This window comes from Inquilinus sp. (assembly GCF_057815775.1).
In genome coordinates, this window is the sequence record NZ_JBYRFX010000597.1 from 1 (window position 1) to 13861 (window position 13861).

Genomic DNA, 13861 nt, shown 5'->3' on the forward strand with positions numbered 1-13861 from the left:
CTCTGCTTGGCGTCGGCCTGCTTGGCGTCGGCCTGCTTGGTGTCGGCCTGCTTGGTGTCGATGGTGGCGATCACCGACATGCCGGGGCGCAGTTCGCCGGCCAGCGGATCGTTGGGTCGAGCACGACCTTGACCGGGATGCGCTGGACGATCGTGGTGAAGTTGCCGGTGGCGTTGTCCGGCGGCAGCAGGGCGAATTCCTGGCCGCTGGCCGGCGCCAGGCTGTCGACATGGCCCTTGATCGCCGCGTCCGGGAACGTGTCGACCGAGATGTCGACCGGCTGGCCGCGATGCACGTCGGTCAGCTGCGTCTCCTTGAAGTTGGCGACGACATAGGTCTCGGACAGCGGCACCACGGCCATCAGCTGGGTGCCGGCCTGGACATACTGGCCGACCCGCAGCGTGCGGTTGCCGACGGTCCCGGCCAAGGGTGCGGTGATGGTGGTGTAGCTGACGTTCAGCTCGGCCTGGCTCTGCACCGCCTGGTCGTGCTTCAGGGTGGCGTTGGCCTTGTCGCGCTGGGCCCGCAGCACGTCGAGCTGCTTCTCCGACGCCGTCACCGCCGCCTGGTCGCGCTGCAGCGTCGCGGTCGCGGACTGGATGTTCGAGGTCATCTGCTGCGCCTGCTGGACGCTGCCGTTGCCGCTCTTGGCCAGGGTGGTGTAGCGGTCGTACTGCTGCTGGGCGAAGGTCAGCGTCGCCTGGTCCACCGCCACGGTGGCGCGGGCCTGGTCGATCGCCGCGCCCTGCTGCTGGATGGCGGCTTCGGCATTGGCGATGTCGGCCTGCGCCGCGGCGACGTCGGCCTTGGCCTGGTCCAGCGCCACGGCGTAGTCGCGGTCGTCGATCCGGGCCAGCGGCTGGCCCGCGGTCACGGCCTGGTTGTCGTCGACCAGGACCTCGGACAGATAGCCCGACACCTTGGGGGCGACGATGGTCGAATCGGCCTTCACATAGGCGTCGTCGGTCGATTCCTGGAAGCGCCCGACGGTCCAGTAGTTCCAGCCGAACCAGGCGGCGCCGGCCAGGACAACAACGCCCAGCGGCAGCAGCAGGAGCTTCCGGCTGAAACGGCGCTTCGGCGTGGCCGGTGCGTCTACTGATGAGGCCTGGCTGGCGTCCGGCGACCGAGTGGCGCGGAGCTGAACCGGCTGAACCTGATGCGTCATGGCTTTTGCCCTCCAAAAGCGAAACCGCCGCCCACCGCGTCCCGCCGGATGGGCCGGTCCTGGATGCGACGATTTAGGAAACTTGACGGTTTCCAAAGAAAGATGGGACACAGGGACGCATCGCGCAACTGCGCGTCGGAGAGGCCAGACATGCACGAAACGCCGAAACGCCCCCGCGGGCGTCCCCCCCAGCGCAGCGAGGCGGACACACGCCAGCTGATCGTGGAGGCGGCGACCAGCATGTTCCTGACGCAGGGTTTCGGCGGCACCAGCATGGAGGCGGTGGCCCAGGCCGCCGGCGTGTCGAAGAAGACGATCTACCGCTTCGTCGCGACCAAGGAGGCGTTGCTGGAGGCGGTGATCGACACCCGGTCGATGGCGATGCGCAGCCCGATCGGCCGCGATGCCGGGCCCGACCCCGCGGCGGCGGAACAGGCGCTGCGCCAGTTCCTGCACGAACTGGCGCGGCTGGTCCTGGCCGAGGAAACGGTGGCGCTGAATCGCCTGATCCACACCGAGGCCGTGCGCTTCCCGGTGATGGCGCAGGTCTTCTACCAGGCCGGCCCGATCCGCAACGCCGAGGCACTTCGCATCTGGCTGGAGGTGCAGCGCCAGCACGGCCTGCTGCATCTGGAGGACTGCCATATGGGCGCGCAGATACTGGTTTCGATGACCATCGCCGAACCGCTGCGTGCCGCCACGCTCGGCGTCGCCCCCCTGCCATCGCGGGCCGAGATCGAGCGGCGGGTGAACACGGCGGTGGACATCTTCCTGCGCGGCTGCCTGGTGCGGCCGTAGGGAGATTCGACGAGGCGACCCCAACCACGGGTCCATTCCGCTCGCCCGGTTTGATTTCCCTTCATCAAACTTTGATGATATCCCTTCAGGCAGGGAGGAGCTCCGTGGCCAAGACGACGCTGCAAGACGTCGCCCGCGAAGCCGGTGTCAGTGTCGCGACGGTCGATCGCGTGCTGAACGGGCGTGCCGGCATGCATGCGCGCATGGTGGATCGCGTCAAAGCCGCGGTCGAGCGCCTGCATTACGAGCCGGACCGGCTGGCGTCGCGCCTGTCGCGGGCCCGCGATTTCCACTTCACCGCGATCCTGCCGGTCGGCACCAACGACTTCATGCACAACCTGGAGCGGGAGTTCCGCACCCTGGCCCGCCGCACCGCGGCCGATCGGGTGGTGCTGGATATCGTCCAGGTCGACGTGTTCGACGGCAACGCCCTGGCCGAGGCGCTGGAACGGCTGCCGGACGATACCGACGGCGTCGCCGTCGTCGCCCTCGACCATCCCGCGGTGGCCGAGGCGCTGAACGCGCTGACGGTGCGCGGCATCACCGTCGTCACCCTGGTCTCAGACCTGCCCGGCACCCGCCGCCGCCACTATGTCGGGCTGGACAACCATGCCGCCGGGCGCACCGCAGGCAGCCTGCTGGGCCGGTTCATCGGGCCGCGGCCGGGCAAGGTCGGGCTGATCGCGGGCTCGCTGCAGCTGCGCGACCACATCGAACGGCAATTCGGCTTCGAGCAGGTCATATCAGGCGAGCATCCGCATCTGGAGGTGCTGCCGCTGCGCGAGGCGCGCGACGACACCGCCCGGGTCGAGGCCGCGGCCCGCACCCTGCTGGACGAGAACCCCGACTTGGTCGGCCTGTACAATGTCGGCGCCGGCGCGCCGGGCGTGGTGGCGGCGCTGGAGGCGACCGGCCGGGCCCGCGAGGTGGTGTTCATCGGCCATGAGCTGACCGAGTTCAGCCGCCGCCACCTGATCCGCGGCACCATCGATGCCATCGTCAACCAGGATCCGGGGCACATGGCGCGCAGCACCCTGCGAGTGATGCTGGCGCTGCGCGAGGGCGTGCCGATCGTGCCGGACCAGGAGCGGATCCGGATCGACATCTTCGTGCGGGACAATCTGCCATGAGCCTTGCCGCCCCCGCCCCTGGTCCCGCCGAGGGATCGCTGCTGACCGTCGACGGCCTGGGCAAGTCCTTCGGCCCAGTCGCTGTGCTGCAGGACATCGCCTTCGACCTCAAGCCCGGCGAGGTCCATGCCGTCATCGGCGAGAACGGTGCCGGCAAGTCGACGCTGATGAAGATCCTGGCCGGCCATCTGGCGCCGAGCGCCGGGACCATCGCCATGCATGGCGCGCCGATCCGCTTCAGCGGTCCGGTGGATGCCGAGCGGCATGGCATCGTGCTGGTGCATCAGGAAATCCTGCTGGCGCCGCACCTGACCGTGGCCGAGAACCTGTTCCTGGGGCGGGAGCTGCGCCGCGGCCTCGCGGTCGATGACCGCAGCCAGAACCGGCAAGCCGCCGAGGCTGTGCGCGCCCTGGGGGCGGAGATCGACCCGACGACGGTGGTGGCGCTGCTGTCGATCGCCCAGCGCCAGCTGGTGCAGATCGCCCGCGCGCTGCTGGTGCCCCACAGCCTGGTGATCTTCGACGAGCCGACAGCGTCGCTGACCCCGATCGAGACCGACGCGCTGCTGAACGTCATCCGCGACATCCGGGCCAAGGGCGTCGCGGTGCTGTACGTCTCGCACCGGCTGCCGGAAGTGAAGACCATTGCCGACCGGGTCACGGTGCTGCGCGACGGCAAGCTGATCGGCACCCATGCCGCGGCGGCGCTGGAGCCGCTGGATATGGCGCGGATGATGGTCGGCCGCGACATGGCCAATCTGTACCCGCCGCGGACGGCGATGCCGGATGGCGAGCCGGTGCTGGAGGTCCGCAACGCGACCGTCCCGGGCTATGCCGTCGACGCATCGTTCACGCTGCGCCGCGGCGAGATCCTGGGCTTCGCCGGGCTGGTCGGCGCCGGCCGGACCGAACTGCTGGAGGGCGTGCTGGGGCTGCGGCCCGGCCAGAGCGAGGTCCGCCGCAACGGCAAGCCGGTGCGCTTCGCCACCGTGCGCGACAGCATGGCGGCCGGGATCGTGTATCTGAGCGAGGACCGCAAGGGCAAAGGCCTGCTGCTGGCCCAGGATCTGCGGATCAACCTGACCCTGGCCGCGCTGAAGCACTTCACCCGCGGGCCGGTGATCGACACGGCGCGGGAATGGCAGGCGCTGGACAAAGCGATCGTCGACTTCGACGTGCGCACCCGGCGCAAGGATCTGCTGGCCGGGCAGCTGTCCGGCGGCAACCAGCAGAAGCTGTTGCTGGGCAAGATGATGCTGCTGGAGCCGGAGATCGTCGTGATCGACGAACCGACCCGCGGCATCGACATCGGCACCAAGGAGCAGATCTACCGCTTCATCGCCGCGCTGGCGGCCCAGGGCAAGTCGGTCATCGTCATCTCGTCGGAGATGCAGGAGCTGATCGGCGTGTGCCACCGCATCCTGGTGATGCGGTCCGGCCGGATCGTCGGCGAGGTCACCGGCGACGCGATGACCGAGGACGAGATCGTCACCTACGCCACCGGCGTGCGAACAACGAACCCGGCCGAACGGCCGGCGGGGGAGGCATGAGCACCACACCATTGATGCCGGCGAAGCGCGGCTTCCGGATCGACCTGCGCAGCGCGGCGCCGTTCATCGCGCTCGGCATCCTGATCGTGGTCGGCGCCCTGCTGAACCCGAACTTCCTCAGCGCCGACAACCTGCTGAACGTGGCGACACGCAGCGCCTTCATCGCCATCATCGCGGTCGGCGCCACCTTCGTCATCACCGCCGGCGGGCTGGACTTGTCGGTCGGGTCGATGTCGGGCTTCGTCGCCGGCGCCATGATCCTGCTGATGAACGCGGCGCCGCTGGGCGACGGCACCAGCCTGATCGCCCTGGCCATGGCGGCGGCCATCATGCTCGGCGCGCTGTGCGGCCTGGGCAACGGCCTCATCACCACGGTCGGGCGGATCGAGCCGTTCATCGTCACGCTCGGCACCATGGGCATCTTCCGCGGCCTGCTGATCTGGCTGGCCGAGGGCGGATCGATCGCGATGAAGGCGCCGGACCTGCGGGCGCTGTACCGGCCGGTGTATTTCGGCACGGTGTTCGGCGTGCCGGTGCCGATCCTGGTGATCCTGGCCGTCGGCGCGATCGGCGCCTTCGTGCTGTACCGCACCGCCTTCGGCCGCCATGTCCGGGCGGTGGGGTCGAGCGAGGAGGTCGCGCGCTATTCCGGCATCTCGGTCGACCGCATCCGCACCCTGACCTATGTCATCCAGGGCGTCTGCGTCGCCGTCGCCGTGCTGGTCTATGTGCCGCGCCTGGGCTCCGCCACCTCGACCACCGGGCTGTTGTGGGAGCTGCAAGCGATCACCGCCGTGGTGGTCGGCGGCACCGCGCTGCGCGGCGGCGTCGGCCGGATCTGGGGCACCATCTGCGGCGCCCTGATCCTGGAGGTCGTCGGCAACATCATGACCCTGTCGAACCTGGTCAGCGAGTACCTGATCAGCGCGGTACAGGGTGCCATCATCATCATCGCCATGCTGGTGCAGCGCTCGCTGCTGCGCCGGCCGGGTGGCTGATCGAATGCGGGAAAAGGGCCGCCCGTCCGGCAACAGGCCTGATTTTAAGGGGAGGAATTCCATGACGTACCGTTTCATCGGTCTTGCCGCGGCGGCCCTGCTGGCCGCCATGGCCTCGGCCCAGGCGCAGGACAGCAAGACCATGGCCGTGTCGATCCCGGCCGCCGATCATGGCTGGACCGGCGGCGTGGTCTATCACGCAGAGCAGGAGGCGAAGGCGCTGGAAGCCCGCTATCCCGGCCTCAAGGTCATCGTCAAGACTTCGCCCGACGGCGCCGCCCAGGCCAATGCGCTGGAGGATCTGACCACCCAGGGCATCAACGCCCTGGTCGCCCTGCCGCACAATTCGGACGAGCTGACCGACCCGCTGCGCCAAGTGAAGCAGAAGGGCGTGTTCGTCACCGTGGTCGACCGGGCGCTGAGCGACCCGTCGATCCAGGACCTCTACGTCGCCGGCAACAACCCGGAGCTGGGCCGCGTCGCCGGCAAATACATCAAGGACACGCTGGGCACCGGCAATGTCGTGGTCATCCGCGGCCTGCCGATCGTGATCGACGAGGAGCGGATCAAGGGCTTCGACGAGGCGATCCAGGGCAGCGGCATCAAGGTGCTGGACAAGCAGTTCGGCAATTGGAGCCGCGACGACGCCTTCAAGGTGATGCAGGACTACCTGGCCAAGTTCCCGCAGATCGACGCGGTGTGGTGCCAGGATGACGACATGGCCGTGGGCGTGCTGGAGGCGATCAAGCAGGCCAACCGCACCGACATCAAGTTCGTGATCGGCGGCGCCGGCATGAAGGACATGGTCAAGAAGGTGATGGACGGCGACAAGATGATCCCGGTCGACGTGCTGTACCCGCCGGCGATGGTCGCGGTGGCGATGGACCTGACGGCGGCCAACCTCTACGGCCACCTGCCGGTGCGCGGCCGCTACATCCTGGACGCCACGCTGGTGACCAAGGACAACGCCAAGGAGTTCTACTACCCCGACTCGCCGTTCTGAGCGGGTTTCGGAGCCGCCTACTCCACACCTGTCATGCCCGGACTTGATCCGGGCATCCAGAGTCTGTCGACAGCTTCTGGATTGCCGGGTCAAGCCCGGCAATGACAGGTTCGGGAGTGGCAAAAGAAAACCCCGGACCTTTCAGGCCGGAGTTTTCGTTGAGACTGCTACCAATCGTTCAGAAGTTCAGCGCCTTGGCCTGGACCACGCTGGGCAGGGCCAGCACGGCCTTGACGATCGCGTCCGGCACCGGGCTGTCGACCGACACCAGCGCCAGGGCGCTGCCGCCTTCCGGCCGGCGGCCGAGATTGAAGTTGGCGATGTTGATGCCGGCATCGCCCAGCACCGTGCCGAGCCGGCCGATGAAGCCCGGCTTGTCCTCGTTGCGCACGAACAGCATGTTGCGCGCCAGCTCGGCCTCGAGCGAGATGCCCTCGACCTCGACGATGCGCGGCTTGGTGCCGGCGAACAGCGAGCCGGCGATGCTGCGGGTCTGCCGCTCCGTCGTCACCGTTACCCGTACCAGCGTGTGATAGTCCTCGCAGGTCTCGCGCTTGGTCTCGCTGACGTCGATGTCGTAGTCGCGGGCGATCACCGGCGCCGACACCATGTTGACGCTGTCCAGCAGCGGCCGCAGCAGGCCGGCCAGGATCACGCTGGTGATCGGCCGGGTGTTCAGAAGCGCGACGTCGCCCTCATAGGTGATGTTGACCGCCTTCAGCCGGGTCTCGGTGATCTGCCCTGCGAAGCCGCCGAGCTGCTCGACCAGGGCGAGGTAAGGCTTCAGCTTCGGCGCCTCCTCCGCCGTCACCGACGGCATGTTCAGCGCGTTGACGACCGCGCCGGACAGCAGGAAGTCCGAGATCTGCTCGGCCACCTGCAGCGCCACATTCTCCTGCGCCTCGCTGGTGGCGGCGCCGAGATGCGGGGTGCAGACCACATTGGGCAGGCCGAAGAAGGCGCTGTCCTTCGCCGGCTCGACCGCGAAGACGTCCAACGCCGCGCCGGCGACATGGCCCGACTTCAGCGCCGCCAGCAGGTCGTCCTCGACGATCAGCCCGCCGCGGGCGCAATTGATGATGCGCACGCCAGGCTTCATCTTCGCGATCGCCGCGGCGTCGATGATGTTCCGGGTCTGGTCGGTCAGCGGCGTGTGCAGGGTCAGGAAATCGACCCGCTGGAACAGCCCGTCGAGATCGACCTTCTCCACGCCCAGGTCCAGCGCCCGTTCCGGCGACAGGAACGGGTCGTAGGCGATGACCTTCATCTTCAGGCCGATGGCGCGGTCGGCGACGATCGATCCGATGTTGCCGCAGCCGATCAGGCCGAGGGTCTTGCCGTACAGCTCGACGCCCATGAAGCGGGACTTCTCCCACTTGCCGGCATGGGTCGAGGCGTTGGCGTCCGGCAGCTGCCGGGCCAGCGCGAACATCATGGCGATGGCGTGCTCGGCCGTGGTGATCGAATTGCCGAACGGCGTGTTCATCACCACCACGCCGCGCTGGGTGGCGGCCGGGACGTCGACATTGTCGACGCCGATGCCGGCGCGGCCGACGACCTTGAGGTTGGTCGCGGCGGCCAGCACCTCCTTGGTCACCTTGGTGGCCGAGCGGATGGCGAGGCCGTCATACTGGCCGATGATGGCCTTGAGTTCCTCGGGCTTGAGGTCGGTCTTGACGTCGACCTCGACGCCACGGTCGCGGAAGATGGCGACGGCGGCCGGGGACAGGGCGTCGGAAATGAGATCCTTGGGCATCGGTGTGCTCCGAAGCGGCACCTGCGCCCCGTCATCCCGCATCAAAGCGGGGCGAGGCGCAGGGCGTTGTCAGGAAGAACGGGAAGGGTCAGGCGGCCAGCTTCAGCTCGGACCGGGCGCGGTCGAACGCCCAGTCCAGCCAGGGCAGCAGCGCTTCGAGATCGGCGGTGTCGATCGTGGCGCCGCCCCAGATCCGCAGGCCCGGGGGGGCATCGCGATAGCCGTTGATGTCGAAGGCGATGCCTTCCTTCTCCAGCAGCGAGGCGATCTTCTTCGGCACCGCGGCCTGCGCCTCGTCGTCCAGCGCCGTGATGGCGGGGTCGACGATCCTGAGGCAGATCGAGGTGCAGGAGCGGGTCTCCGGCTGCACGGCCAGGAAGTCGGCCCAGGGGGTGCGCGCGACCCAGCCGGCGACGGCGGCGAGATTATTCTCCGACCGCTCGATCAGCTTATCCAGGCCGCCGATCTCCTCGGCCCAGCGCAGGCCGTCGATCGCGTCCTCGACGCACAGCATCGACGGGGTGTTGATGGTCTCGCCCTTGAACGGGCCTTCGGCCAGCTTGCCCTTGGAGGTCAGGCGGAACAGCTTCGGCAGCGGCCAGGCCGGGGTATAGCTCTCCAGCCGCTCCACCGCGCGGGGCGACAGGGCCAGCATGCCGTGCGCCCCCTCCCCGCCCAGCACCTTCTGCCAGGACCAGGTGACGACATCGAGCTTGTCCCAGGGCAGGTCCATGGCGAAGGCGGCCGAGGTGGCGTCGCAGATCACCAGGCCCTTGCGGTCGGCCGGGATGGCGGCGCCATCGGCCAGGCGGACGCCGGAAGTGGTGCCGTTCCAGGTCAGCACCACGTCGCGGTCGAAATCGACCTGGCCCAGGTCCGGCAGTTCGCCATAGGCGGCCTTGAGGGTGCGGACATCGGGCAGCTTGAGCTGCTTGACCACATCGGTGACCCAGCCCTCGCCGAAGCTTTCCCAGGCCAGCAGGTCGACGCCGCGGGCGCCGAGCAGGGTCCACAGCGCCATCTCGACGGCGCCGGTGTCCGACCCCGGCACGATGGCCAGGCGCCAGTCGGCGGGCATGCGCAGCACGCGCTTCGACCGCTCGATCACGTCGGCGAGCTTGGCCTTGCCGATGCCGGCGCGATGCGACCGGCCAAGGGCGGCATCCTGCAGCGCATCGAGCGACCAGCCGGGACGCTTGGCACAGGGACCAGAGGAGAAATTGGGGTTGCGCGGACGGAGTCCGGGCGTGGGGGCGAGCGTGCTCGCAGTCATTCTTCTATCCTTCCAGATAGGAGCGTCCCGGTGGGGGGACGTGGCCCGCCGCGGAGGATAGAGATCGGCTTGGCGCCGTCAATCGGTATTTGGAGCCTGCCCCGCTTTCACTGTCATCCTCGGGCTTGACCCGAGGGTCCAGGGCTTTCCGGAGCTCTTGGTGGCCCCTGGATTGCAGGGTCAAGCCCGGCAATGACAGATGAGCGCGAGCCTCAGGCCGCGGCGTGTTCGATCGTGGCGCAGATCTCGCCGACCAGGGCTTCGATCAGCGCAGCGTCCTCGCCCTCCGCCATCACCCGGATCACCGGCTCGGTGCCGGATTTCCGGATCAGCAGGCGGCCGTCCTTGCCCAGCCGGGCCTCGGCCGCGGCAATGGCCTTCTGGACCGGCGCCTGCTCCAGCGGCGACGCGACGCCGGCCGCCAGGGTGAAGCGCACGCTGCGCAGCCGCTGCGGCATCGGCTCGAACACCCGGAACACCTCGCTCGACTTCCGGCCCGACTGCTGGATCACCGCCAGCACCTGCAGCGCCGCGATCAGCCCGTCGCCGGTGGTGGCGTAGTCGCTCATGACGATATGGCCGGATTGTTCGCCGCCGAGGTTGAAGCCGCGCTCGCGCATGGTCTCGACCACATAGCGATCGCCGACCGCGGTGCGAATCAGGTCGATGCCGAGCCCGCCGAGGAACCGCTCCATGCCGAGATTGGACATGACCGTGGCCACCACCGCCGGCTGCACCAGCCGGCCGGAGGCCGACCAGTCGCGGGCGATCATCGCCATCAGTTGGTCGCCGTCGATCTGGCGGCCGGTCTCGTCGGCCATGATCAGCCGGTCGGCATCGCCGTCGAGCGACACGCCGAGATGGGCGCCATGGGCGACCACAGCCTGCTGCATCACATCGGTCGCGGTCGCGCCGCAGCCCTTGTTGATGTTCAGGCCGTCGGGGGCCACGCCGATGGTGATGACCTCGGCCCCCAGCTCCCACAACACTGCCGGCGCGACCTTGTAGGCGGCGCCATTGGCGCAATCGACCACGACCTTGAGGCCGTCCAGCCGCAGGCCCTTGGGGAAGGTGTTCTTGGCGTATTCGATGTAGCGGCCGGAGGCGTCGTCCAGCCGCCGGGCGCGGCCGATCTTGGCCGGTGACGCCAGCTGGTCGTCGGTCGGCTGGGCGATGCGGTCCTCGATCGCCTTCTCAACCTCATCGGACAGCTTGTAGCCGTCGGGTCCGAACAGCTTGATGCCGTTGTCCTCGAACGGGTTGTGCGAGGCCGAGATCATCACCCCGAGATCGGCGCGCAGCGACCGGGTCAGCATGGCGATGGCCGGGGTCGGGATCGGGCCGACCAGGGTGACGTCCATGCCGGCGCCGATGAAGCCGGCGGTCAGCGCCGGTTCGAGCAGGTAGCCGGACAGCCGCGTGTCCTTGCCGATGACCACGAGGTGGCGATGATCGCCGCGCCGGAACTGAGCCGCAGCTGCGGTCGCCACCTTGAGGGCGGTCTCCGCCGTCATCGGCTCGACATTCGCACGGCCGCGAATGCCATCGGTCCCGAACAGCTTGCGCGTCATCGATCGTCCTCTCCCTCTCCGGTGCCCGCCTGCAGCGCCGTCCATACGGCCAGCGCCTGCAGGGTTTCCGACACATCATGCACGCGCAGAATTTGCACGCCCTGGGCGACGCCGTACAGCCCCGCCGCAACCGAGCCGGCCACCCGCCCCTTCGGATCCTCGATCCCCGTCAGCGTGCCGATGAAGCGCTTGCGCGACGCGCCGAGCAGCACGGTGCAGCCGAGCCCGTGCAGCACGGACAGACCACGCAACAGCGGCAGGTTGTGGGCCAGGGACTTCTTGCCGAAGCCGATGCCGGGGTCGATGGCGATGCGGCCACGCGGCACGCCGGCGGCGACGCCGGCCGCGACCCGCTCTTCCAGCCAGTCATGGAAGTCGAGCAGCACGTCGTCATAGGACGGGGCGTCCTGCATCGTCTTCGGCTCGCCCCGGATGTGCATCAGCACCACCGGGCAGCCGGCGCGGACGACGACCTCCAGGCTGCCGGCATCATGGGTCAGTGCCGTAACATCGTTGACGATGCGGGCACCAGCGGCCAGCGCGGCCGTCATGACCGCGGCGTGGCGGGTGTCGACCGAGATCGTCAGGCCGCGATTGGCCAGGTCCCGGATCACCGGCTCGATCCGGGCGATCTCCTCCTGCGGCGACACCGCCGCTGAGCCGGGCCGGGTGGATTCGCCGCCGATGTCGAGAATGTCAGCCCCCGCCTCGGCCAGCGCCAAGCCATGCGCCACGGCGCGGCCGGATTCGGCGAAGTCGCCGCCGTCGGAGAAGCTGTCGGGGGTGACGTTGACGATGCCCATGATACGGGGCCGGTCCAGGTCTAGCCCGGCGAAGGGCGGGCGCGCCTGGCTGAACCGGTCGAGCCGGTCGTCGATGATGGCGGTCAGGCCACGGGACCCGGCCCAGCGGCGCAGCGTGGCGAGGTCGGCGATCACGCGTTCGATGTGGTTTCCGGCATCGCGCAGCACCAACTCGACCCGGTCGAAGGACAGCGGGCCGCCGGCCAGGGGCAGTGCGCCGGGGGCGGCGTCGGTCAGGCCGAGGGGGCGCAGATACAGGCGCACCCCGGGCCGGGCGGCCCAGGGCGCAAATTCGTCGGTGAGACAAACGGCACGGGCCGCGCTACCGCGCGGCCCGTGGTCGAGATCAGCAATCATACCATCAGGTGCCCGGCTGGGGCTCCGGATCCATGCCCTTGGCCCCGCCTGACGGCACCGAGGTGCGCTTGCCGCTGGTCGGCCGCTTCGGCGGCGGCGGCTCGTCATTCGGCTCCGGTCGCACGATCGGTTCGCCCCGCAGCACCAGCCCGCGCAGCTCGTCGCCCGTCAGCGTCTCGTATTCGAGCAGGGCGTTGGCCAGCAGATGCAGCTGGTCGATGTGCTCGGTCAGGATGCTCCGGGCCTTGTTCTCGGACTCCTCGATCAGGCGACGCATCTCCTCGTCGATGATCCGCGCCGTCTCTTCCGACACGTTCTGGGTCTGCGTCACCGAATGGCCGAGGAAGACCTCCTGGCCGTTCGAGCTGTAGCGCAGCCGGCCCAGCCGCGGGGACATGCCCCATTCGGTGATCATGGCGCGCGCCAGGTTGGTGGCGGCCTGGATGTCGCTCGACGCACCGCTGGTCACCCGCTCCGGCCCGAAGATCAGCTCTTCCGCCAGACGACCGCCGAAGGTCATCGCCAGCCGCGATTCCATCTGGATCTTGGCCCAGCTGATGCGGTCGTTCTCCGGCAGGCTGATCACCATGCCCAGGGCCCGGCCGCGCGGAATGATCGTCGCCTTGTGGATCGGGTCATGTTCGGGCACGTACAGCCCGACGATGGCATGGCCGGCCTCGTGATAGGCCGTGGTCTTCTTCTCTTCGTCGGTCATGACCATGGAGCGGCGTTCCGCGCCCATCATGACCTTGTCCTTGGCTTCCTCGAACTCGGCATGCCCGACCACGCGCTTGCCGCGGCGGGCGGCCAGCAGCGCCGCCTCGTTGACCAGGTTGGCGAGATCCGCGCCGGAGAAGCCGGGCGTGCCGCGGGCGATGGTGCGCGGCTCAACGTCCGGCGCCAGCGGCACCTTGCGCATATGGACCTTGAGGATCTTCTCGCGGCCCATGATGTCCGGGTTCGGCACCACGACCTGCCGGTCGAAGCGGCCGGGACGCAGCAGTGCCGGGTCCAGCACGTCGGGGCGGTTGGTGGCGGCGATCAGGATCACGCCCTCATTCGCCTCGAAGCCGTCCATCTCGACCAGCAGCTGGTTCAGCGTCTGCTCCCGCTCATCGTTGCCACCGCCCAGGCCGGCGCCGCGATGGCGGCCGACCGCGTCGATTTCGTCGATGAAGATGATGCAGGGGGCGTTCTTCTTGCCCTGTTCGAACATGTCGCGGACACGAGAGGCGCCGACGCCGACGAACATCTCGACGAAGTCCGAACCGGAGATCGTGAAGAACGGCACATTGGCTTCACCCGCGACCGCGCGGGCGGTCAGGGTCTTACCGGTGCCGGGCGGGCCGACCAGCAGCACGCCCTTGGGAATCTTGCCGCCCAGGCGCTGGAACTTCTGCGGGTCCTTCAGGAACTCGACGATCTCCTCGAGCTCCTGCTTCGCCTCGTCGATG

11 protein-coding genes are annotated in these 13861 nt (G+C 68.7%); 5 read left to right on the forward strand and 6 right to left on the reverse strand.

The window, feature by feature from the left end:
* Positions 1–70: 70 nt before the first annotated feature.
* A complete protein-coding gene (locus tag AC3XYG_RS20905) occupies positions 71–1168 on the reverse strand; it encodes an HlyD family secretion protein (protein WP_489141800.1) in 1098 nt (365 codons plus the stop codon).
* A 150-nt stretch (positions 1169–1318) separates the two neighbouring features.
* Here AC3XYG_RS20905 and AC3XYG_RS20910 point away from each other — a divergent pair, with 150 nt between their 5' ends.
* The 5 genes from AC3XYG_RS20910 to AC3XYG_RS20930 all read left to right on the forward strand — a co-directional run bounded on the left by AC3XYG_RS20910 (position 1319) and on the right by AC3XYG_RS20930 (position 6647).
* Positions 1319–1966 carry a TetR/AcrR family transcriptional regulator gene (locus AC3XYG_RS20910; RefSeq protein WP_489141801.1) on the forward strand — a complete coding sequence of 216 codons (648 nt, stop codon included), beginning with the start codon at positions 1319–1321 and terminating at the stop codon, positions 1964–1966.
* 104 nt (positions 1967–2070) lie between these two features.
* On the forward strand, positions 2071–3096 hold the full coding sequence (locus AC3XYG_RS20915) for a LacI family DNA-binding transcriptional regulator (RefSeq protein WP_489141802.1): 1026 nt from the start codon (positions 2071–2073) through the stop codon (positions 3094–3096).
* The gene (locus tag AC3XYG_RS20920; RefSeq protein WP_489141803.1) at positions 3093–4646 is read left to right on the forward strand and encodes a sugar ABC transporter ATP-binding protein; all 1554 of its coding nucleotides are present in this window, start codon (positions 3093–3095) and stop codon (positions 4644–4646) included. Before AC3XYG_RS20915 ends, AC3XYG_RS20920 begins: the two co-directional genes overlap by 4 nt.
* Complete coding sequence (locus AC3XYG_RS20925) at positions 4643–5644, forward strand: ABC transporter permease (protein ID WP_489141804.1); 1002 nt, start codon at positions 4643–4645, stop codon at positions 5642–5644. Before AC3XYG_RS20920 ends, AC3XYG_RS20925 begins: the two co-directional genes overlap by 4 nt.
* A 61-nt stretch (positions 5645–5705) precedes the next feature.
* Positions 5706–6647, forward strand: coding sequence for an ABC transporter substrate-binding protein (locus AC3XYG_RS20930; protein ID WP_489141805.1), 942 nt, complete (start codon positions 5706–5708; stop codon positions 6645–6647).
* Between the two features lie 178 nt (positions 6648–6825).
* Here the strand turns inward: AC3XYG_RS20930 and serA are convergent, their stop codons facing one another.
* The 5 genes from serA to ftsH all read right to left on the reverse strand — a co-directional run.
* The gene (gene serA, locus AC3XYG_RS20935; protein WP_489141806.1) at positions 6826–8403 is read right to left on the reverse strand and encodes a phosphoglycerate dehydrogenase; all 1578 of its coding nucleotides are present in this window, start codon (positions 8401–8403) and stop codon (positions 6826–6828) included.
* An 88-nt stretch (positions 8404–8491) separates the two neighbouring features.
* On the reverse strand, positions 8492–9676 hold the full coding sequence (locus tag AC3XYG_RS20940; RefSeq protein WP_489141807.1) for a phosphoserine transaminase: 1185 nt from the start codon (positions 9674–9676) through the stop codon (positions 8492–8494).
* Between the two features lie 212 nt (positions 9677–9888).
* Positions 9889–11247, reverse strand: a complete 1359-nt coding sequence (gene glmM / locus AC3XYG_RS20945; RefSeq protein ID WP_489141808.1) for a phosphoglucosamine mutase — start codon at positions 11245–11247, stop codon at positions 9889–9891.
* Positions 11244–12407 (reverse strand): dihydropteroate synthase, encoded by a 1164-nt coding sequence (folP, locus tag AC3XYG_RS20950; RefSeq protein WP_489141809.1) that lies wholly within the window; start codon positions 12405–12407, stop codon positions 11244–11246. The genes glmM and folP overlap by 4 nt, the downstream gene beginning before the upstream one ends.
* Positions 12408–12411: 4 nt before the next feature.
* Positions 12412–13861: ATP-dependent zinc metalloprotease FtsH (ftsH, locus tag AC3XYG_RS20955; protein ID WP_489141810.1), on the reverse strand; the 1450-nt coding region annotated here is incomplete at its 5' end.